Source organism: Bradyrhizobium sp. AZCC 1610, assembly GCF_036924515.1.
Lineage (GTDB): Bacteria > Pseudomonadota > Alphaproteobacteria > Rhizobiales > Xanthobacteraceae > Bradyrhizobium.
Genome location: NZ_JAZHRR010000001.1, coordinates 4,922,032 through 4,943,533 on the forward strand (window position 1 = coordinate 4,922,032; position 21,502 = coordinate 4,943,533).

Here is a 21,502-nt window from a genome sequence, read left to right on the forward strand (position 1 = left end):
CGCTCAGACGTAACGGTTGACCAGTGATTCCAGATATTCCTGACGACCCGAGCGTGGCTGCGGATCGAAACCGGGCGCCAGCGCCCGATCAGCAAGATCGGCAAGCGAACGCTGGCCAGCGAGGATCGCGCGCCCCTCGGCATCAGCCCATCCGGCGTAGCGTTCCGCAATCGGCGTCGTCAGCGCCTCGGCATCGAGCATGTCGGCGGCGGCAAGCAACGCCCGCGCGCAGGCGTCCATCGAGCCGACATGGGCGTGGATCAAATCGTCCGGATCGATCGATTGCCGCCTGATCTTGGCGTCGAAATTGAGACCGCCCGTCGTGAAGCCACCGGCCCTCAGGATGTCGTGGAACACGAGCGCCAGCTCCGGCACGTTCATCGCGAACTGGTCGGTATCCCAGCCGAGCAGATCGTCGCCGCGGTTGATGTCGAGCGAGCCGAACACGCCGAGCGCCTGGGCCAACGCGATCTCGTGCTGGAACGAGTGGCCGGCAAGGATGGCGTGGTTCTGTTCGATGTTGAGCTTGACGTCTCTCAGAAGATCATAGCGCTGGAGGAACCCGTAGCACGTGGCGACGTCGAAATCATATTGATGCTTGGTCGGCTCCTTCGGCTTCGGCTCGATCAGGATCGGTCCCTTGAAACCGATCTTGTGCTTGTGCTCGACGACCAGCGAGACGAAGCGGCCGAGTTGGTCGAGCTCGCGCTTGATGTCGGTGTTGAGCAGCGTCTCGTAGCCTTCGCGTCCGCCCCAGAGCACATAATTTTGCCCGCCCAAGCGGTTGGTCACCTCGAGCGCGGCCCGTACCTGGCCGGCGGCATAGGTGAAAATGTCCGGATCCGGATTGGTCGCGGCGCCGGCCATGTAGCGGCGATGCGTGAACAGATTGGCCGTACCCCAGAGTAGACGCACCCTGGAAGACGCCATCTTCTGTTCGAAGACATCGGCAATGGCGTTGAGGTTGGCGACGGATTCGGCGAGCGAGGCGCCTTCTGGCGCGGCATCGACGTCGTGGAAGGTGAAGAAGGGCACATCGAGCAGGCGGAACAGCTCGAAGGCGACATCGGCCTTGGCGCGTGCCATCGCCATCATATCCGTGCCATGATGCCAGGGCCGCAGGAATGTCTCGCCGCCGAAGGGATCGCCGCCGGGCCAGCAGAACGAATGCCAGTAGCAGACTGCGAAACGCAGGTGATCCTCGAGCCGCCGTCCGCGCACGAGGCGGTCCTTGTCGTACCAGCGGAACGACAGCGGGCTTTTGGCGTCCTTGCCGCCATAGGCGATCGGCGCACTCGCCGCGAAGAATTTGGGTGACGCGTTCACAGGGAGAACTCCTTCAGCGCAGGATATAGTTTTCGCCACTGGTGATAGGCTTCATCGTAGGCGGCCTCGGCAGACGCACGCGGCGTGAAGCTCGCAAGCCGCCGCGGACGCGTGCAGACTTGCGCAGGGTTTTCGCTGGTTGCGGCAAGCCGGCCGAGCCGTGCAGCACCAAGCGCTGCACCGACCTCGCCCTCCTCGACGCGGTGGACGGGAATGCCGAGGACATCGGCGCAGATCTGGGCCCACAGTGCCGAGCGCGAGCCGCCGCCCACAAGATCGACCTCCATGATCGCGGAACTGGCGCTGCCGAGCGCCGCGAGATTGTCGCGCGCGGCGAAGGCCACGCCTTCGAGCACGGCCTGGACAATCTGATCGCGCCCTGTCGCGCCGCGAAGACCCACGAACACGCCACTGGCAGTAGCGTCGTTGTGTGGCGTGCGCTCGCCATCGAGATAGGGAAGGAACTTGACCGGGCTCGGTCCGCGGACGGTCTCGCCGAGCGGCGACAGCAGCGCGGCGGTAGGCGTCGCCATGACGCCCGAAAGCCAGGCGAGCGAGGCGGCCGCCGCCAGCATCACGCCCATCTGGTGCCAGAGACCCGGAAGCGCATGACAGAAGGCGTGCACCGCCGACGCGGGCGCCGGCGCGAAACTGTCAGTAACACGAAACACGACGCCTGAAGTTCCCAGCGACAGGAACGCATCACCGGGCGTGATGGCGCCGAGCCCGATCGCGCTCGCGGCACAGTCTCCCGCACCGCCGGCAACCACGACATCTTTCGCCATACCCCAGCGCTTCGAAAATTCGGGGGCGAGTGCCGCGCTGATCTCGCTGCCTTCGACCAGGCGCGGCATGTGGTTGACATCGAGCCCCGTGGCATGTAGCAGCGACGCAGACCAGCGGCGCTGACCAACATCGAGCCAGAGCGTGCCGGCGGCGTCCGACACGTCCTCGACCATCTCGCCGGTGAGGCGGTAGCGCACGTAGGCCTTTGGCAGCAGCACTTTTGCTACCAGCTCAAAAATCTTGGGCTCGTGATAGGCCACCCAGAGCAGCTTTGGCGCGGTGAAGCCCGGCATGGCGAGATTGCCGGCGATCGCGTGCAGCGAGGGACAGCGCGCCTCCAGCTCCTTGCACTCGGCATGGGAGCGGCCATCATTCCACAGGATGGCCGGACGTAGCGGACGGCCGTCCTCGCCGAGCAAGGTCGCGCCGTGCATCTGGCCGGAGAGACCGATGCCACGCACCTGCGCGACGCCGCGCGGATGAGCGGATGCGAGATCGTCGACGGCGCCGATCACCGCATCAACCCAGGCATCCGGATCCTGCTCGGACCACAGCGGCGCGGGATGCGAGAGCGCAAGCTCGCGCGCGGCTGTCGCGACGATCGCGCCGGCCTCGTTCACGAGCACCGCCTTCACACCGGACGTGCCGATGTCCATCCCGAGATACACGTTCTTCGTCCTCCCTTCCGGCCCGGTTGGCGATCTTTGCCGCCTTTCCCATATCGGACCGTCTTGCCAACCAGTTCTGCTGCCTACGGCAGATTGTCCCGCATCACGATGTCGATCCGGATTTTCTCCTGCTCACTCAAGATCGGTTCGCCGCGGGCCAGCGCGAGCAGCACGCGCACGGCGGCGCGGGCCTCGTGGCCCGGGTTCTGCGAAATCGCCGCATCCATCACGCCTTGCAACAACAGCTTGCGCGTCAGCGAGGTGACATCGTGCCCGACGAACACTACCTGCTTCTCGCGACCGGAATCGGTCAGGGCCCTGGCTACGCCTTGCGTGCCGGCGCCGACATTGTAGAGGCCGACGATGTCGGCATGTTTGCCGAGCAGCCGCGACATGAGCTGTCCCGAGCGCTCGTCCTCGTCGCGTCCTTCGAGCACGGGCAGTACGTTGAGCCCAGGAAACTCCGCCGCCACCACCTGATTGAAGCCGAAGATGCGCTCGGCATGGTCGCGCAGGCCCTGTGAGCCGGCGACGATCGCGACCTTGCCGGATCGCGGACCAACGAGGCGGCCGACCAAGGCGCCGGCGGTGCGCCCTGCGGCAATATTGTCGATGCCGACATAATGATGGCGGCGCGACGCCGGCACATCAGAGACCAGCGTCACCACCTTGGCGCCGCCATCGACGAGATCGTTGATGGCGGCCCGCACGCTCGGATGATCGAGCGCGACAACCGCGACGCCGTCATACTCGCCGGCAAGAGCCTCCAGCGAGCTCGCGAGAACGGAGGCGTCGAACACGTCGGTCGCGACCATCTCGACCGCGAGGCGGCGGGCCGACAGCCAGCCCGACATCTCGCCGAGATAGGACTGGATCTGCTGCATGAACAGGTTCGGCCCCGACGGCATCACGAAGGCGAAGCGCCTGAAGCGGCCACGGGCGAGCTCGGCCCCGGCCACATGCGGCTGGAAGGAGTTGCGCGCGATCGTCTCCTTGACGCGGCGGACCGTGTCCGGCCGCACACCGGGCCGGTTGTGCAGGACGCGATCGACGGTCGCGAGGCTGACGCCAGCCTGGCGGGCGATGTCCCTGAGCGTGAGAGGGCTGCTGGCGTCCGGCTCCTTCATGGGCTGAAGGCTAGCAGAGGCTATTTGAGGTACGCAACTCATTTTGAGGAATACGGCGCATCAGGCAGTTCGCGCGTTCAGGTTACGGCCTTTGAGATGTACGAAGGACACGAACTGCCATGGAGCACGTTCGGAGCCACCCGCCGTGCAGCGGGGCTGGAGCTGAACTGCGCATCATCAACGTTTTGTCGACTGTTCCTCGAAAACTTTGACGGATACGTTCGCGACTTGGCGCAGTGCTTCGCGATCGGCGCCCGATGATGCCATCACGCCCATGCCGGCGGATACCGCCGAGAGATAGCGCGCCAGCGCGGCAGCGTCGGCAGTCTGCTTCAGATCGCCCTCCTTCTTCGCTCTGACGAAACGTTCGCGGAGCTGATCTTCGGTCAGTGCACGGCGCGCTGCCAGCTCGAAGGGAACGTTCTCCGAACCGGTACCGCAGGCAAGGCCGCCTTGCACGAGCAGGCAACCGGGCGGATTGTCGGGATCGGTTTGGCTGTCTGCGGTACCCATGAGCATCCGCTCCGCGACGTCGCGGGCGGTCGGCGCGCTCAAAACCCCCTCCATCCAGACCGCACGTTTGGCCGTGTACCGGTCGAGGGCAGCCTTCAGGAGACCTTCCTTATTTCCAAATGCCGCATAGAGGCTCGGCGGGTTAATGCCCATCGCCTCGGTAAGCTGGGCAATGGTCGCGCCCTCATAGCCATGTCTCCAGAAGACTTCCATCGCCTGGTCCAATGCGGCATCGGCGTCGAACTCTCTCGGGCGTCCCATGGCCATTCGCGTTACTCCCTTGAAGCCGACGCCGTTTTCCGCTCGGCGTTCAATCCTCTAACCTTCTGATTTATCGTGGTTCTTTTATTTGATTTCCAGTCTTGCAGCTTGCGACATAAGATTTTCGTAGTGTGCAGTACATAAGTATCTTGCGGACCGCCGTCCAGCTCCACATCTGTAGCGAACACTACATTTCTGGAGCGCGCAAATGCCCCCATCCACCACTACCTTCCGTTCCGGTCGATTCAGACGCGTTGTCGGCGGCGTTGCCATCATCGGCGTCCTCGCGGCGGCCGGTTCGATCGCGAGCGGCCGCTATTTTCATGCAGCCCAGGCGACCACAGGGACCGCACCCGAGCAGGCGGTCTCCGTCACGATCGCGGTGATCGAGCCGCGTCGGACCGCGCTGTGGGATGACTTCTCTGGACGTCTCGAAGCCGTCAACCGCGTCGAGCTCCGCCCACGCGTCGCTGGCGCGATCCTGTCGGCCAACTTTGCCGAGGGCGCGTTGGTGAAAGCCGGCGATGTCCTGTTCAAGATTGATCCCGCGCCCTACGCCGCCGAAGTGGATAAGGCGAGCGCGCAGCTCGAGGCAGCAAAAGCGCGTGCGATCTTCACTGCGAGCGAAGTCGAGCGCGGCGCGCAGCTCGTCGGCAACGCCGTCGTCACGCGGCGCGATTTCGATCAGCGCGAGAACGCCAATCGCGAAGCGATCGCCAATGTGAAGGCGGCCGAGGCGACGCTGCAGGCTGCAAAGCTCAATCTAAGCTACACCGAGGTCCGCGCACCGGTCGATGGCCGCGTCGGCAAGATCGAGGTGACCGTCGGAAATCTCGTGGCCGCAGGGACTGCCTCCCCGGTCCTGACCTCTCTGGTCTCTGTCAACCCGATCTATGCGAGTTTCGATGCGGACGAAGAGGTCGTGCTGCGGGCGCTGAATTCCATTGCAGATAGTTCGGGCAAGCGCGGCAATCTTGATCAAATACCCGTCGAGATGAACACCTCTGGCGGCACATCGGCCAAAGGCCATATCCAGTTGATCGACAACCAGGTCAATGGCCAGAGCGGCACGATACGCGTCCGCGCGGTATTCCAGAACGAGGATGGACGCCTCATCCCCGGCCAGTTCGCGCGGGTGCGGATGGGCCAGCCTCAGCAACAGGCGCTGGTGATGATCGACGAGCGAGCCATCGGTACCGATCAGGATAAGAAGTTCGTTATGGTGGTCAGCGACGACAACCGCGCGGTCTATCGCGGAATAACGCTCGGCGGCGCCGTCGATGGACTCCGCATCGTGACGGGTGGCCTGAAACCCGGTGACCGCATCGTCGTCAATGGCCTGCAGCGGGTACGCCCGGGCGCGCTCCTGAAGACCGAAATTGCGCAGATGGACTCGCGCGGACCGCAGCAAGCATCGAACGCCGGCAGCCGGCAAATCGTGCAGCGGTAACGACCGTCAGCGCTTGGGGCATAGCAATGAACTTCTCAAAATTCTTCATCGATCGGCCGATTTTTGCCGGTGTGCTTTCGATCGTGATCTTCCTGGCCGGCTTGATCTCGCTCTTTGCCATGCCGATCTCGGAGTATCCGGACGTCGTGCCGCCCTCCGTGGTGGTGCGCGCGACCTACCCCGGCGCCAATCCGAAGGTGATCGCGGAAACAGTGGCAACGCCGATCGAAGAGCAGATCAACGGCGTCGAGAACATGCTCTACATGAGCAGCCAGGCAACCACCGACGGGGCGATGACGCTGACAGTGACGTTCCGCCTCGGCACCGATCCCGACAAGGCGACGCAGCTTGTGCAGAACCGCGTGCAGCAGGCCGAGCCGCGCCTGCCGGCGGTGGTTCGCCAGCTCGGCATTATCACCAAGAAGAGCTCGCCCGACCTTACCATGGTCGTGCACCTGCTGTCGCCAAACAACCGCTACGACATGACGTATCTCCGCAACTACGCGGTGCTGAACGTCAAGGACCGCCTTGCGCGGATCGACGGCGTCGGTGATGTCCAGCTCTACGGTGCCGGCGACTACTCGATGCGCGTCTGGGTCGACCCGCAGAAGGCCGCCGAGCACGGCCTGACCGCAAGCGACATCGTGAGGGCGATCCAGGCGCAGAACGTCGAGGCGGCCGCCGGCGTGGTCGGCTCCTCGCCGAGCGTCAAGGGCATCGACCTTCAGATGTCGGTCAACGCCGAAGGCCGGCTCGCAAGTGAAGAACAGTTCGGCGACATCGTGGTCAAGACCGGTTCGCGCGGCGAGGTGGTGCGGCTGCGCGACGTCGCGCGCATCGAATTAGGTGCGTCCCAATACGGCCTGCGCTCGCTGCTCGACAACAAACAGGCGGTGGCGATCCCGATCTTCCAGGCGCCGGGCTCCAACGCGCTCCAGATCTCCGACCACGTCCGCGCCACCATGGCCGAGATCAAGAAGAACATGCCCGAGGGCGTATCCTACCAGATCGTCTACGACCCCACACAGTTCGTGCGCTCGTCGATCGAGGCGGTGATCCACACGCTGCTGGAAGCGGTCGCGCTGGTGGTACTGGTGGTCATCCTGTTCCTCCAAACCTGGCGGGCTTCCATCATTCCGCTCCTGGCCGTGCCGGTGTCGATCGTCGGCACATTCGCGGTGATGCACGTCTTCGGCTTCTCCATCAATGCGCTCAGCCTGTTCGGCCTGGTGCTCGCGATCGGCATCGTCGTCGACGACGCTATCGTCGTGGTCGAGAACGTCGAGCGCAACATCGAGGCCGGGCTGTCGCCGCGAGACGCCACCTACCAGGCAATGCGGGAGGTCTCCGGCCCCATCATCGCGATCGCACTGGTCTTGATTGCCGTATTTGTTCCCCTCGCCTTCATCTCCGGCCTCACCGGGCAATTCTACAAGCAGTTCGCGCTGACGATCGCGATCTCGACCGTGATCTCCGCGGTCAACTCTCTGACGCTGTCGCCGGCATTGTCGGCGTTGCTGCTCAAGGGCCACAATGAGCCAAAGGACAGGCTGACCCTCATTCTGGAGAAAGGTTTCGGCTGGTTCTTCCGCGGTTTCAACCGCGTCTTTGCACGCTCCTCGGAGAATTATGGCGGCAGCGTCTCCAAAGTGATCTCTGGCAAGGCGGCGGTGATGGGCGTCTATGTGCTCCTGATCGGACTGACCGCCCTGCTCTTCCAGCAGGTGCCGAGCGGCTTCGTCCCGGGCCAGGACAAGCAGTACCTCGTCGGCTTCGCACGCCTGCCCGACGGCGCCACGCTCGACCGCACCGAAGAGGTCATCCGCAAGATGAGCGACATTGCGCTGACGCAGCCCGGCGTCGAGAGCTCGGTGGCCTTTCCGGGCCTTTCGATCTCCGGTTTCACCAACTCCTCCAACGCCGGCATCGTCTTCTCCACCTTGAAGCCGTTCGACGACCGCAAGGATCCCGCGCTGAGCGGCGCTGCGATCGCGGCCGAGCTGAACAAGAAATATGCCGGGATTCAGGAAGCCTTCATCGCCATGTTCCCGCCGCCGCCGGTCAACGGGCTCGGAACCATCGGCGGCTTCAAGCTCCAGATCGAGGACCGCGCCGGCCTTGGCTATGACGCGCTGAACGAGGCAACCAGCGCCTTCATGGCCGCGATGCAGAAGGCACCGGAAATCGCCGGCGTCTTCTCGAGCTTTCAGGTCAACGTGCCACAATTATTCGCGGACATCGATCGCACCAAGGCGCTCCAGCTTGGCGTTCCGGTAACGGAGGTATTCAACACGCTGCAGATCTATCTGGGCTCATACTACGTTAACGACTTCAACAAGTTTGGGCGCACCTATTCGGTCTATGTCCAGGCTGACGCGCCGTTCCGTGCGCGGGCCGACGACATCAGGCAATTGAAGGTGCGCTCGTCTTCCGGCGACATGATCCCGCTCTCGGCGCTCTTGAAGATTCGCCAGAGCGCCGGGCCTGAACGCGCGATCCGTTACAACGGTTTCTTGTCCTCCGACGTCAACGCCGCGGCAGCGCCCGGTTATTCCTCCGGCCAGGCTCAGGAAGCGGCCACGCGCATCGCCGCCGACGTGCTACCGCCCGGCTTCGCCTTTGAATGGACCGACCTGACCTATCAGGAGTTCATCGCCGGCAACTCCGGCATCTGGGTTTTTCCACTCGCGATCCTCCTCGTGTTCCTGGTGCTGGCTGCGCTCTATGAGAGCCTGACCCTGCCCCTGTCGATCATCATGATCGTGCCAATGGGGTTGCTTGCCGCGATGTTCGGCGTCTGGATCTCGAAGGGCGACAATAACGTCTTCACCCAGATCGGATTGATCGTGCTGGTGGGATTGTCTGCCAAGAACGCGATCCTTATCGTCGAATTCGCGCGCGAACTGGAGTTCGCAGGTCGTTCGCCGATTCGTGCCGCGATCGAGGCAAGCCGCCTGCGCCTGCGTCCGATCCTGATGACCTCGATGGCGTTCATCATGGGCGTCTTGCCCCTGGTGCTCTCGACCGGTGCCGGTTCGGAAATGCGCCGAGCCATGGGCGTCGCCGTCTTCTCTGGCATGATCGGCGTCACGGTGTTTGGCCTGTTCCTGACACCCGTATTCTACGTTCTGTTGCGCACCGTCACGGGACTGAAGCCACTGACAAACCATTCCGCCAGTGTAGCGACCGATCGCGCGCCGGAGCCTGGGCGCTAACAGTGGTTGGCCGCCGTCAAACGTCGAGCGCCCGTAGGCCACGGGACGCATGATCGGTCGGCGAGAACGGTCTGTACGTCGCGAGCGGCAGCATTCGGACAAGGTTGGGCATGGCAGCCCTTCCGATCGCGGGCTCATGCGCTAGAAACGAAACGCTCCGAGAAAAATTGTGTCAGCGTGCACCGCCGGCCGCCACGGCGGTTTCGACGTGCTCGATGAGTGCCAAGTATCGCGAGCAGGATCGCTTCCTTGGAATCGAAGTCATGAAGAGTGCGCCGGGTGACAGCTCGCAGGCAATCGGCGAGATCGGCGATGGAAACGCGCATATGGGCAACCGGCTGCGTAACACGCTGCCGCGCGACGTGCATTCAACCGAGGCAAAGAATCAGGCCGCTGAGTTCCCGCTCACGCGCTCTTCTTTGACCGGTTGGTTGCAATCAGAACCAGCATGAACGAGACCGCGGTCATCAGCGTGCTGATCGCCGCAATAGTCGGGTCGATCTCGTCGCGTAGCGCGGTGAACATCCGCTTGGTCAGCGGCTGATACTGGCCGCCGGAAATGAACAGCGCGACGATGGTCTCGTCCATCGCCGAAATGAACGCGAAGATGCCGCCCGCGATCACGCTGGGCTTGATCTGCGGCAGCGTCACCGCGAAGAAGCTGCGCAGCCGGTTCATGCCGAGGCTGCGCGCCACCATCTCCTGCGTGGCATCGAAGCTCTGCAACCCCGCCGCGACCGAGATGACGACATAGGGCAGACCTAGCATGACATTGGCGAGCACGAGGCCGGTCATGGTCGCGGCCAGGCCAACCTTGGCAAAGACGAAGAAGATGCCGACCGCGGTGATGATGATCGGTACCACCAGCGGCAGCAGCAAGGTCATGTGGATCAGCCGCATGATCCGCCATTTCGACTGGCTGATGGCGTAGGCTGCGGCAACACCGAGCGGGGTCGCGATAACTACGGTGAGCACGGCAACGGTCAGCGTTACGCGGGTCGCCTGCATCCAGGCCGGATTGCCGACATACTCCTGATACCAGCGCAGCGACAGCGACGGCGGCGGGAAGGTCAGGAAACGCGCGGCCGAGAACGACATCGGCGCGATGATCAGGATCGGCAGGATCAGATAGAGCAGCACCAGTGCGCAGGTCACGACCAGTGCAATGCGGAATGGGCGGGACATCGTCATTTTTGCCCCAACACGCGATCGAGCGGAATAAAGCGGCTGACGGCAAAGAAGACGGCGCCGACCGCGACCAGCAGCACCACGCCGACCGCGCTGGCGGCACCCCACTGGTCGTAGAGTTCGACATTGCGGCTCACCAGCATCGATATCATGATGGTGCGGCCGCCCCCGAGCAGTTCCGGCGTGATGTAGAAGCCGAGGGTGAGCACGAAGACCAGCGTACTGCCTGCGAGCACCCCGGGCAGCGACAGCGGCAGGAATATCCGCCAGAAGGTGAGCATGGGCCCGGCGCCGAGACTGGCGCCGGCCTGCATCAGATCGCGCGGGATCTGCTGCATCGTCGCGTAGAGCGGCAGCACCATGAATGGCAGCAGGATATGCAGGGTCGCAACGATGGTGCCGAAACTGTTGTGGACCAGCGCCAGCGGCTCGTCGATCACGCCGAGCTGGCGCAGCAACTGGTTGATGACGCCGGTCCGTTGCAACAGTGCGAGCCAGGCATAGGCGCGGACCAGCACGCTGGTCCAGAACGGCAGCACCACCAGCGCCAGGATGATGATGCCCCACCTTTTTGGCGCGATGCTCGCCGCATAGGCAATGGGATAACCGAGCAGCAGCGCCAGCAGTGTCACCAGCAGGCTGATTTCGAACGTTAGCGCAAAGCTGCGCCAGTAGATGTCCTCGCTCCAGATCCGGCGGTAGTTCTCGAGCGTGAAACCGTTGTGATAGACCGACTGCCAGGCGAGCCAGCCGACCGGCAGCACGACCAACAGCAGGATCACGAGCAGCGCCGGCAGCGCCAGCGCCAACATCAGGCGCTGTTCGCGGCGTTGATGGAGTACCGAGAGGTCGTGCACGGGACTGCTCATCGTGATCCTACGATGGCGCGGCATGCTGACGAACGCCACGCCGGGTTGCTGGCAAAACTACTTCTGCATGAAGCCGACCCAGCGCTTCTCCGCCGCCTCGCCGGCCGGCGACGACCACCAGGCGTAGGACATCAGCGCCTGCTTAGCTGCATTCTCGGGCGCGCTTGGCAGTTGCGCGACACGCTCCGGCTTGATGACGCCGGTATCGAAGGCCTTCGGGTTGGCCGGGCCGTAATCGATATGCAGCGGCAGGTTTGCCTGGTGGACGGGATCGACCGCCTCGTTGAGGAAGCGGACCGCGGTCGCGAGGTTGGGCGCGTCCTTGAGGATGCAGAGCGAGGTGCTCTGCAGAATGCCCTGATTGTAGGTATAAGCGACCTTGGCGCCTTCCTTGGTGAGCGCGCTGACGCGGCCGTTCCAGGCCATCACCATATCGACCTCTCCGTCATTGAGGAGCTGCGCCGATTGCGCGCCCGAGGTCCACCACACCGTGATGTTGGGCTTGATCTCCTCAAGCTTTTTGAAGGCGCGATCGACGTCGAGCGGATAGAGCTTGTCGGGCGCGACGCCGTCGGCCATCAGCGCGGCCTCCAGCGTGGCGATCGGGTGATTGCGTAGCGCACGGCGGCCCGGGAACTTCTTCACGTCCCAGAAATCGGCCCAGCTGTTCGGCGCTGCCTCCGACGAGAATTTCTTCTGACTATAGGCGAGCACGCTCGAATAGAACTCGTAAGCGACCGAATAAGGGGAACGATAGGCCTCGGGCATCGCGGCGCCGTTTGACAATTTCGAGAAATCGAGTTTTTCGAGCAGGCCCTGCTCGCCGCCGCGCAGGCAATAGCCGGTCGGCACGTCGACCACGTCCCAGGTTGGCTTGCCGCTGGCGACCTGCGATTTGATCGCAGGCCAGGCGTCGGGGATGCTGTCCTGGTTGATGGTTATCCCAAGCTTCTTGGCGGAAGGATCGAGGATTGCGACAGTTTGCGCCTTCTGGTAGGCGCCGCCCTGGGAAACGAAGGTGATCTGTTGTGCATTGGCGGGAAGCGCCGAGAACGTCGCGAGGACGCCAAGGGAAACACCAAGGGAAACACCGAGCAGTGCGCGTCGGCAGCAAGATGCAATCATCATGTTCAACCCCTCTTGTTATGACCGGGCGGTAGAACTCCTAGCGCCCGATCGCATCCAGAAATTGGTACCAGCCGGCCACCAGGCGGACGGCCGGTTCACGCAGCGAGTAAAATGGAATGGTCCTGACGCAGCGCGCGTCGAGCAAGCCAAGGTCGACGGTCTCCCCACGCACAAGCGACGCGAGATAGCGGCCCATCAAGCTCGACATTGCGACGCCGGCGCCATTGTAGCCGACTGAATAAAGAGTGCGGTCATCGATGCGGCCGACATGTGGCACGGAATCGAGCGTCATGCCTACAAGTCCGGACCAGCGAAACTCCAACGGAACATCCGCGAGTTCGGGGAAGATACCGGTCATGGCACGGCGTAGCGCCTCGAACGCGCTTTCCGAATCCTGCTTGCCGAAGGCGCCGCGGCCACCGAAGATGACACGGTCGTCGACCTTGCGGAACCAACGCATCATCCGCTTGGTCTCTGTGTAGGTTCGCCCCGTCGGCATCAAGCTGCCAGCGAGGTTCGCTGACAGCTTTTCGGTAGCGATGAGAGCGCTGCGGAACGGCACTAATGTGCGCTGCAGCCGCACGGTCGCCGATGTCAGGTCGGAATAAGAGTTGGTAGCGATGATCGCCTGACGCGCGCGTACGCTGCCGCCAGGCGTCTCGGCGATAACGCCATCGCCGTCGCGACGGAGTGCGAGCACAGGGCTTTCCTGGAATATCGGCACACCGCGCTGCGCAACACCCTTAGCGAGCCCTCGCAGGTAATTCAGCGGATGGATGCCGCCGGAGCCGGGATTGAGCGCTCCGCCGACAAAGCCCCGCGATCCCGTCTCTTCGCGCACCTGATGGGCATCGAGGATACGAACTTCCGTATCGCCCATCTCCCGCCTCATCCATTCGGCTTCGTCGATCGCGGCCCGGAGCGTCACCTGATTATGCGCGGCCTTGACCTGCCCGCTGCGCGTCAGCCGCGCACTCGCGATGCCGAATTCGGACACCAGCTCATCGACCATCTCGACGGACTCATGAGCAATCTCGTACATGCGCCGAGCCATGGCCCGGCCATGGACCGCATCGATGTCGCGGAACGAGAGGCGGAATTTGGCGGTAATGACCCCGCCATTGCGGCCGCTCGCGCCCCAGCCGGGATGATTGGCTTCGAGCACGACCGGCGAAAGGCCGTCCTTCGCGATGTGATGCGCCGCAGACAGCCCGGTATAGCCCGCGCCGATGATGACGACGTCGGCCTTCGCCTCGCCGGCAAGCTTCGGAAAGGCAGGCAACGGCTCCGCCGTATCCGCCCAGAGCGAGGCGACCGGTGCCATTGGGGTCCAGACCTCTGCCATGTCCGCCGCCCTGCCCGTCTCAGCTTCCAACTGCGGCGTCGGCGAACGCCTTCATCGTGGCGAAATGGAAATCGGGCTTTGTCAGCTCCGGCACCTCGGGCGTGCCGCCAAAACCTTTCATGCCCTGGCGCCGCTCGATCCAGCAGACCTTGTAGCCAAGCTTGCGGGCGATACCGATGTCGTGATGCTGGCTCTGCGCCACGTGCAAAATTTCGGACTGCTTGTAGCCGAACGCCGACTGCCTGCCCTTGTTGTAGGCAAAGAACTCCGGATTGGGTTTCGCAACCCCGGTGTCGTCGGCGCAGATGGTGTCGTGGAAGGGATTGTCGAGCGCTTGGGCATAGCATGACAGCGCGACGCGATCTGCATTGGTCATGGCGACCAGCCGGAACCTGGTGCGCAAGCGCTTCAGCGCCTCGACCGAATCCGAAAACGGCTGCCAACGCAGCACGGCGAGCTGGAAGGCGTCGCAGACGGCATCGTCGGCCGGCAGTCCGAGCTCCTTGGCGAGGTAGCGATAGACATGGAACATCACCTCGCTCGACCGCTCCGGATGCGCGTCGCGGCCGCGCTTGTAGGACGCGAAGATCTGATCGTCGCTGAGCTCGGCCGCCTTTCGGCCGGAAATCTTGCGCACGGCATCGAGCACGCCGGTTTCGAAATCGATCAAGGTACCGACGACGTCGAAGGTGAGAACCTTGAAGCTATCATAGGACATTTTCATCTCTTGTTCTGGTTGGTCTGGTGTTGCACTCGGGTTTGATGATCGGCGCTCATTCCCGCGCCTTCTCGTGCGCCATTTCCCGCGCTTTGGGCACGACGATGGTGTCTTCGGGATGGAGCGTGACGGTGAGCTCGCCGCCAACAGGAGGTAACAGGCGCGAGGCCTGGTAATGGCTGGGCTGACGCAGGCTCAGGCAAGTGCCGTCGGCCAGTTGCAGGAACACGCGAAGGCTTTCGCCCTGATAGACGATGTCGGTGACCTTGCCGGTCAAGCGGTTGAGCGCGGCATCCGCGACGCCGTCCGCAATCAGGAGCTTCTCGCTGTGCACCGCGAGCATCAGCGCCTGGCCGTCCGGAATCGCGCGCGCGCTTTTCAGGACAGCCGAGCCGAGCGCGACGCTGGAGGCGTCGATGCGCCGCACCGGCAACAGGCTCGCCTCGCCGATGAAACTCGCCACGAAGGAGTCGGCGGGATGATCGTGCAGGCGCTCGGGGCGATCGATCTGGACCAGCCGCCCGTCCTTGAGGATCGCCACGCGGTCGCTCATCGTCAGCGCCTCGCGCTGGTCGTGGGTGACGTAGATGATGGTGGCGCCGATCCGCTTGTGCAGCTCGCGCAGTTCGATCTGCATCGCTTCCCGCAACTGCTTGTCGAGCGCCGACAGCGGCTCGTCCATCAGAATCAGGCGCGGTTCGAAGATCATGGCGCGTGCCAGCGCCACGCGCTGGCGCTGGCCGCCGGAGAGCTGGGCGATGCCGCGCGCCTCGTAGCCCGACAGCCCGACCATCGCGAGTGCGGCGCGCACTCTCGCAGCCCAGTCCGCCTTTGGAATCCGTCGCGCACGCAGCGGAAAGGCAACGTTCTCGCCGACGCTCATGTGCGGAAACAGCGCGTAGTTCTGGAACACCACGCCGATATCTCGCTTGTGCGGCGGCAGGAAGGTCACGTCACGGTCGCCGAAATGGATCGAGCCCGACGAGGGTTGAATGAAGCCGCCGAGGATACCGAGCAGCGTGGTCTTGCCGGATCCGGACGGCCCCAGCAGGGAAACGAACTCGCGCGGTGCGACGTTCAGGGTGACATTGTCCAGCGCCCGGACGGCGTCATAGTTTTTGCTCGCGGCCCTGATGTCGACGCTCTCTCCGCCCTGGTCCAATGATCGACCTCGTTGCGTTACCGAGGGCGTGCACCGATGCGCGCCATCGACGTCACCCGCGATATCGCAAGCGACGGTTGAAACCGGCATGATCTCGTCTTATAGACCGGGCACTTCGAGGCGGCTCCCAAGGCCGTCCCTGCCCGCCCGTTTTTCAATCTTGCCCGTACTGGCAGGCTATCGCGCAAGCCAACCAGAGTTGGCCGGCAGGGGCAATTGCCAAATTCTCACCGTCGGCATAACATCAGGTTATGCCCGACTTCCGGCGGAAGCTGCCCTCGAGCCACGCGCTGTTCGTCTTTGACGCGGCGGCGCGCAATGGCAGCTTCACGGCGGCGGCGGCCGAACTGAACGTCACCCAGCCCGCGGTAAGCCGGATGCTCGGACAGTTCGAGGACTATCTCGGCGTTCGCCTGTTCGACCGCACCAATGGCCGCGCGGCCCTGACGGAAGACGGCGAGATTCTCTATCGCCACGTATCGGATGGATTCCGCAGCATCGAAAGCGGCCTGATCGAGATCGACCGCCGCCGCAAGGGCACCGAGACGGTCACGCTCTCGGTCTCCTCGGCGTTCACCACCCATTGGCTGATGCCCCGCATCGACAAGCTGCAGCGCCAGTTTCCGACCGTCGATCTCCGCTTCCAGCTTATCTCCGGTCCGCTGCGCGGGCCGGTCGACAATGTCGATCTCGGCATGCGGTTTCGCGATCGATACGATCCCGCGCGGAACGGCGCGCTGGTCATGAAGGAAGTCATGCTGCCGATCTGCAGCCCGGCCTATCGCGACGCAGACAGCGCGGATGGATCGATCGAGGCCAATACCATCATCCGCCTCGCCGATACCCCCGGCGATTGGGCTGCGGAATATCCGGCCTTTCTCACCAGACGATCGGGGCCCGCCAAGTCGTTGAGTTTTTCCGACTATGCGGTGGTGGTTCAGGCGGCGTTGCTCGGCCAGGGCATTGCGCTCGGCTGGCTTACGGTCGCATCGCATTGGCTGCTGACCGGCGCTTTGGTCCCTGCCTCGGAAACGCTCACCACGACACGGCGGCTTTGCGAACTGGTGCACCCGCATGACCGATCGATCCGGCCGGTCGTCAGCGAGATTCGCGACTGGATCATCGAGCAGATGTGCAGCGACATGGCCGCCATCGACCGGCTCTACCCGCGTTTACGGCTGATGGCTTCGAGCTATTAGGCGGTAGCCGCATTCCGCAGGGGTGAAGCCATGGCCTATGGTCGATCGGCGATGCATATCATCGTCGGAGGACGCGCGGCTTTGCCGCGCTCCTCACCAATAAGCGTCTAAGAAATCATCCTGAGAGTCTGTGCTCGGGTAGCCGCCCCAGCGCGTCATCAGCATTCTTCACCTTACGCTGAACAGGAACCCCCTCTTGCCCACCGGCGACGAAGGCAGGTCCGTTCGCCATGCCGATCCTAGATGCGCGGTGGCAATCATAGCGAGGCTTGCCACCGCTTCCCCGTGACCGCATAGGGCAACAGAACTTCAGGGCCTGGATGGCTTTCAGGGCGAAGGCTTTGGCGCAACTCAAAAGGCTCGAATCTGCACTGGCGTGCCGGACTAGCGTGGGGAAGTGATTTGTGTGCCCATCGGTTCTCCGTTGTCGGAAACCGCTCGATTCTGGGAAGTGTGGCCAATTCCGGCGCGGCACGGCCGCGCTCTTTCCAATAATGCAGCGACATCCGTATGGCATATTCGGACGCTTCCGAACCGCTGTTCACAAAGAACGCCCGGTCAAGGTCGCCCGGCGCCAGTTCGCAGAGTTTGCGGGCCAACTTTTCCGCAGCAACATTGCTGAACTGGTTTTCTGAACGTGAAGGCAACTGTGGCCGCCTGGTCAGCCATCTTGTCGGCGATCTCTCGCAAGCCGTGACCGAGGTTCGCAGTCATCGCGCCGCTCAACCCGTCGAAATAGCGGCGGCCGTCGGTATCGAACAGATAAGGCCCCTCGCCGCGATCAACTATTTGGATAATTGGTCGACAGATTCGGCTTGAGCAAATAACTGCTCTCGGTTCGTGAACTCGTGCCGCAGACCGCAGCAGTGATTTGATCGTCAGTGCGCCGGGACGGTGGCGGCGCAATCATCACGCCGGCAGCGCCACGTTCCATCACCGGTCCAGCTGACCGTCGTGGCATGCACCTTGACCAGGATCTCGCCGGCCTTCGGGCTTCGAGAGTCGCGGATCTCGAGAGCGTCCGGCGATCCGTTGCGTGTATTGACCGCCGCTTCATGGACGCACCAACGATTGCTGCAGGACGTCGCAGTCATCTCGGAAGCGCCGACGCGGCGTCCGGATTGCTGAGAAAATGGTTCGCCCGAGAGATTCTGCGAAGCTGACGTTTCGGGCTTTTGTCAGCGGTCACAGGTGCCGACGAGGTAGACCTTGACATTCAGGACCCGGCCTCGGCCCAGCCTTGCCGCATGCCCTTGAGCCCGAGCTCATAAACCTCCTCCTCGTTGGGGAAGAAGTCGCGCCACACGCGGGTGGCGGCGGCGAGCGCCGGAACGGCGCGGCCGAAGGCTTCGATCGTCAACCTACCATCATATTTTGCGGCCCTGAGCGCCTTATAGGTGGGACCCCACGGCACATGGCCCTTCCCCGGGGTGCCGCGGTCATTCTCCGAGATATGGACATGGATCATGTGCCGCTTGATTGTATTTATGGCGGCGACCGGGTCCTTCTCCTCGATATTGGCATGGAATGTATCGTACATCCCTTTGATTGCGGGATGATCGACTTCGTCCAGATAGCTGGCCAACTGATCCATCGTGTTGAGGAAGTAGCATTCGAATCGGTTCACCGCCTCAAGGGCAAAGCTCATGCCGTGCGTTCCGGCATGATCGCCAGCGCGGCGATGAAATTCGATCCCGCGCTTGCGCTCATCCGCCGTGGGCCCCTTCCCGGTGAAGCGACCGAGTTCGGAGTGCATCGGGCCGGCGATGATCGATCCTCCAAGCGCCTTGGTGCAGTCGATGACCCATTTGGCCCGCTCGACCGCAGCCTGCCGCTCCATCTTGTCGTCCGAGAGTGGATCGCACCCCGCGCCCAACACGCTCGCGGTCGTGACGTCGAGATCCATCTTAGCAAGTTGCTCTCCGAGCCTTGCGTAGGAATCGATCGTGCCTTCGAAGATCGGAACCTCCACGCTATCATAACCCGTCCTCTTGAGCGCCTTCAGCACAGGCGCATGTTCGTCGGTGACATGCCCTGTCCAGAGCAGCAGATTGAATCCGTACTTCATTCGTGCCTCCCCATTGAGCTTTCCCACGGCAGGCGATCCGGGGCCAGTTCCGCGGCTTAGCCCTTTGCAGACACCAGCTGCTTCACCATCGCGTCAATCAGGCGCGGCAGGTCATAAGGGAAACGGGCCGTAATCAGGTTGCCGTCGACCACGCAGGGTTCGTCCAGGACCGTAGCGCCAGCGTTTTCGAGGTCGATCTGTATGTTCCACACAGCCGTGGCGCGCTTGCCTTTGAGGATCTTGGCGCTCACCATAACCCACTGGCCATGACAGATGGCGCATGTGGGCTTGCCCGCTTCATACATGGCGCTCACAAACGCGCGCGCATGCTGGTCCATGCGCAGCGCATCAGGGTTCCAGCATCCGCCCGGCAGAAGCATGGCGTCGTAATCCTCCGCCCTGGCTTCGTCCGTGTAGCGGTCGATCTTCAGCCAGCCTGCATTTTCCATGAGGCGGATGGCAAGGACATGGGTGGCGCATTGCGGCGGGAAGCGGAGGCCGAGCGTGGGATGAAACTCACCGATGCGGGGCGAGACAACATGAACAGTGGCGCCGTGCTCGGTGAGCCAGCGATGAGCACCCAGAATCTCCACTTCCTCCACGCCATTGGTGCAGCAGATGGCGATGCGCTTGCCCTTGAGTAGACTTGGATTTGTAGGCGGATCAAGCAGGAAGCTCTTGAGCTCTCGGTTCAACTCGCCGTCAGCCGTCACCAACAATTCAGTCGAAATAGATGGGACCGGCGAAGAGGACATTAGTTGCTGCATGCGGTTGAAGGCCGTGGCTTGCGGAGACGCGCTCATCTTTCATGCTCCTGAACGAGGTTGAGTGGCACATTCGTGACTAAAGGTATCAGAAAACGATTCGCCCTAAATGCACGAGTCTGTTGGTTGGGGGCGGTTTATCGGCAGCATAGAATCCGTGGATGTCTTGAAGGTGCAGGCTCACTCCCTGCGGCGACTCTGCAGCGTGATGAGGCCAGCCAAAGCAGCAGCGATAATCGCAATAGTCCATGTGAAGCCATGCATGTACCAAGGCATTGCGTTGAGCTGGACTTTGCCTAGCACGGTGTTGGGATCCGGCGGCTTGAGGAAGAATGCGCCGTAGAGATGTGCGACAACGATGGAAGCGAGCAGCACAATGCAGAAGATCATGGCGACGACCATGGCCACCGTTACCAGCGAGCGCTTGGGTACACCAGGTTGCGCCAGAGGCAGGACGTTGTTGACAAGCCCAGCCAGAACGATCAGCGCGCAGCCAACCGTGAAAAGTGCGATGTTGAACGGCTGAAAAATCATCAGCAGCGCGAATACGCCGAGCCCGATGATGCTGTATTCCAACGTCCGCGCCGCCGGCGGCGTCAGTCCGCCATTGCCTTGCTCGCCATTTCTCATGCGCGCACCGCCTTTCCGTCGTCTGCGAACACGTGGGTTTGCACGGGATCTGGAACGAGGTGGAGCGCCTCGCCGATCTTCACCCTTTTGTCACGCGGCACGACGACCCGGATGTCGCTGCCCGTCTTGGTGCGCGCGTGAATAAGCGTCTCGGCACCCATTGGCTCAATGAGCTCGGCCATGGCGTCGATCGTGTCCCGGGTGTCCTCGGAAACAACGCTGAAAGCTCGCGGGCGAATTCCCACGGTGACCTTTCCAGCCTTCAGGTTTGCGACCGCGGGATGGACGCTCAGATCGACATCCTGCTCGTCGAAGACCACTTTCGCCTTGCCGTTGCCGTAGCTCTTGAATTGTGCGTCGATCAGGTTCATCTGCGGCGTGCCGATGAAGCTCGCAACAAAGACGTTGGCGGGTTTTGCGAAGACCTCATGCGGGCTCCCCACCTGCTCGATGAGCCCGTCGCGCATGATGGCAATACGGTCTGCCATGGTCAGGGCTTCAAGCTGGTCGTGGGTGACTATGACGGTGGCTTTCGTGAGATTTGACAGCACGGCCTTGATCTGGCCCCGCATGGAGTGACGGAGCTCCACATCGAGCCGCGAGAGGGGTTCGTCGAACAGAAAGCATTTGGGATCCCGAACAATGGCGCGGGCAACAGCAACACGTTGCTTCTCGCCCTCCGAAATCTGTCCTGGCAATCGGTCCAGGATATCGCGAAGGTGCAAGATATCAGCCACCTTCCTGACGCGAGCTGCCACTTCCGCGCTCCCAATTGCTTCGCGGTGAAGAGGCATTGCAATGTTCCGCCCAACACTCAGCGCCGGATAGAGCGCATAGAACTGGAAGACCATTGCGATGTCGCGCTTCTCCGGCGGCAGGTGATTCACGCGCTGCCCTGCAATGACGACATCCCCTGCGGTGGCGCGTTCGAGGCCGGCAATCGTGCGCAGCGTAGTCGTCTTGCCGCAGCCCGAAGGACCGAGCAGACAAACAATTTCACCCGCAGCCACGGACAGGTTGGCATCTTTGACGGCAACAAATGTGCCGAACTTCTTGGTGAGGTCGCGTATTTCGATGGTCGACAT

Annotated in this window: 20 protein-coding genes; 4 read left to right on the plus strand and 16 right to left on the minus strand. The window is 62.8% G+C overall.

All coding sequences use genetic code 11. From position 1 onward, the window contains the following. Positions 1-3: 3 nt before the first annotated feature. From xylA to V1279_RS24385, 4 genes are all read right to left on the minus strand, one after another. On the minus strand, positions 4-1,326 hold the full coding sequence (xylA, locus tag V1279_RS24370) for a xylose isomerase (RefSeq protein WP_334441019.1): 1,323 nt from the start codon (positions 1,324-1,326) through the stop codon (positions 4-6). Continuing rightward, positions 1,323-2,780, minus strand: coding sequence for a xylulokinase (xylB, locus tag V1279_RS24375; RefSeq protein ID WP_334441022.1), 1,458 nt, complete (start codon positions 2,778-2,780; stop codon positions 1,323-1,325). The genes xylA and xylB overlap by 4 nt, the downstream gene beginning before the upstream one ends. An 83-nt stretch (positions 2,781-2,863) precedes the next feature. After that, positions 2,864-3,907: a LacI family DNA-binding transcriptional regulator gene (locus V1279_RS24380; protein ID WP_334441025.1), complete on the minus strand. Its 1,044-nt coding sequence runs from the start codon at positions 3,905-3,907 to the stop codon at positions 2,864-2,866. Positions 3,908-4,084: 177 nt separating this feature from the next. Further along, positions 4,085-4,687 carry a TetR/AcrR family transcriptional regulator gene (locus V1279_RS24385; RefSeq protein ID WP_334441027.1) on the minus strand — a complete coding sequence of 201 codons (603 nt, stop codon included), beginning with the start codon at positions 4,685-4,687 and terminating at the stop codon, positions 4,085-4,087. A 202-nt stretch (positions 4,688-4,889) separates the two neighbouring features. On the opposite strand from V1279_RS24385, the gene V1279_RS24390 reads away from it, so the two are divergent. The 3 genes from V1279_RS24390 to V1279_RS24400 all read left to right on the plus strand — a co-directional run bounded on the left by V1279_RS24390 (position 4,890) and on the right by V1279_RS24400 (position 9,798). Beyond that, complete coding sequence (locus tag V1279_RS24390) at positions 4,890-6,131, plus strand: efflux RND transporter periplasmic adaptor subunit (protein ID WP_334441030.1); 1,242 nt, start codon at positions 4,890-4,892, stop codon at positions 6,129-6,131. 26 nt (positions 6,132-6,157) lie between these two features. After that, complete coding sequence (locus V1279_RS24395) at positions 6,158-9,346, plus strand: efflux RND transporter permease subunit (protein WP_334441032.1); 3,189 nt, start codon at positions 6,158-6,160, stop codon at positions 9,344-9,346. A gap of 215 nt (positions 9,347-9,561) precedes the next feature. Further along, complete coding sequence (locus tag V1279_RS24400; protein WP_334441035.1) at positions 9,562-9,798, plus strand: hypothetical protein; 237 nt, start codon at positions 9,562-9,564, stop codon at positions 9,796-9,798. Here the strand turns inward: V1279_RS24400 and V1279_RS24405 are convergent. The 6 genes from V1279_RS24405 to V1279_RS24430 are packed head-to-tail and all read right to left on the minus strand — an operon-like array spanning position 9,752 to position 15,756. Further along, positions 9,752-10,537 carry an ABC transporter permease gene (locus V1279_RS24405; RefSeq protein ID WP_334441037.1) on the minus strand — a complete coding sequence of 262 codons (786 nt, stop codon included), beginning with the start codon at positions 10,535-10,537 and terminating at the stop codon, positions 9,752-9,754. The two genes, V1279_RS24400 and V1279_RS24405, sit on opposite strands and share 47 nt — an antisense overlap. Beyond that, on the minus strand, positions 10,534-11,403 hold the full coding sequence (locus V1279_RS24410) for an ABC transporter permease (protein WP_334441040.1): 870 nt from the start codon (positions 11,401-11,403) through the stop codon (positions 10,534-10,536). The genes V1279_RS24405 and V1279_RS24410 overlap by 4 nt, the downstream gene beginning before the upstream one ends. Before the next feature lie 57 nt (positions 11,404-11,460). After that, a complete protein-coding gene (locus V1279_RS24415; protein ID WP_334441042.1) occupies positions 11,461-12,531 on the minus strand; it encodes an ABC transporter substrate-binding protein in 1,071 nt (356 codons plus the stop codon). Between the two features lie 37 nt (positions 12,532-12,568). Next, positions 12,569-13,876 carry an NAD(P)/FAD-dependent oxidoreductase gene (locus V1279_RS24420; protein WP_334441045.1) on the minus strand — a complete coding sequence of 436 codons (1,308 nt, stop codon included), beginning with the start codon at positions 13,874-13,876 and terminating at the stop codon, positions 12,569-12,571. A 19-nt stretch (positions 13,877-13,895) separates the two neighbouring features. Beyond that, a complete protein-coding gene (locus V1279_RS24425) occupies positions 13,896-14,594 on the minus strand; it encodes an HAD family hydrolase (RefSeq protein WP_334441048.1) in 699 nt (232 codons plus the stop codon). A 55-nt stretch (positions 14,595-14,649) separates the two neighbouring features. Then, positions 14,650-15,756 (minus strand): ABC transporter ATP-binding protein, encoded by a 1,107-nt coding sequence (locus tag V1279_RS24430; RefSeq protein WP_334441051.1) that lies wholly within the window; start codon positions 15,754-15,756, stop codon positions 14,650-14,652. Between the two features lie 251 nt (positions 15,757-16,007). Here V1279_RS24430 and V1279_RS24435 point away from each other — a divergent pair, with 251 nt between their 5' ends. Beyond that, positions 16,008-16,955 (plus strand): LysR family transcriptional regulator, encoded by a 948-nt coding sequence (locus V1279_RS24435; protein ID WP_334441054.1) that lies wholly within the window; start codon positions 16,008-16,010, stop codon positions 16,953-16,955. A 257-nt stretch (positions 16,956-17,212) separates the two neighbouring features. On the opposite strand, the gene V1279_RS37950 is transcribed toward V1279_RS24435, so the two are convergent. The 6 genes from V1279_RS37950 to V1279_RS24460 all read right to left on the minus strand — a co-directional run bounded on the left by V1279_RS37950 (position 17,213) and on the right by V1279_RS24460 (position 21,502). Then, on the minus strand, positions 17,213-17,602 hold the full coding sequence (locus tag V1279_RS37950; protein ID WP_442894810.1) for an aminotransferase class III-fold pyridoxal phosphate-dependent enzyme: 390 nt from the start codon (positions 17,600-17,602) through the stop codon (positions 17,213-17,215). Continuing rightward, on the minus strand, positions 17,514-17,837 hold the full coding sequence (locus V1279_RS37955; RefSeq protein WP_442894911.1) for an aminotransferase class III-fold pyridoxal phosphate-dependent enzyme: 324 nt from the start codon (positions 17,835-17,837) through the stop codon (positions 17,514-17,516). The genes V1279_RS37950 and V1279_RS37955 overlap by 89 nt, the downstream gene beginning before the upstream one ends. Before the next feature lie 334 nt (positions 17,838-18,171). Then, positions 18,172-19,023 carry a sugar phosphate isomerase/epimerase family protein gene (locus tag V1279_RS24445; RefSeq protein WP_334441061.1) on the minus strand — a complete coding sequence of 284 codons (852 nt, stop codon included), beginning with the start codon at positions 19,021-19,023 and terminating at the stop codon, positions 18,172-18,174. Positions 19,024-19,079: 56 nt separating this feature from the next. Beyond that, positions 19,080-19,826, minus strand: coding sequence for a type 1 glutamine amidotransferase domain-containing protein (locus V1279_RS24450; protein WP_334441063.1), 747 nt, complete (start codon positions 19,824-19,826; stop codon positions 19,080-19,082). A gap of 141 nt (positions 19,827-19,967) precedes the next feature. Further along, on the minus strand, positions 19,968-20,417 hold the full coding sequence (locus V1279_RS24455) for a hypothetical protein (protein ID WP_334441065.1): 450 nt from the start codon (positions 20,415-20,417) through the stop codon (positions 19,968-19,970). Then, positions 20,414-21,502, minus strand: a complete 1,089-nt coding sequence (locus tag V1279_RS24460; RefSeq protein WP_334441068.1) for an ABC transporter ATP-binding protein — start codon at positions 21,500-21,502, stop codon at positions 20,414-20,416. Before V1279_RS24460 ends, V1279_RS24455 begins: the two co-directional genes overlap by 4 nt.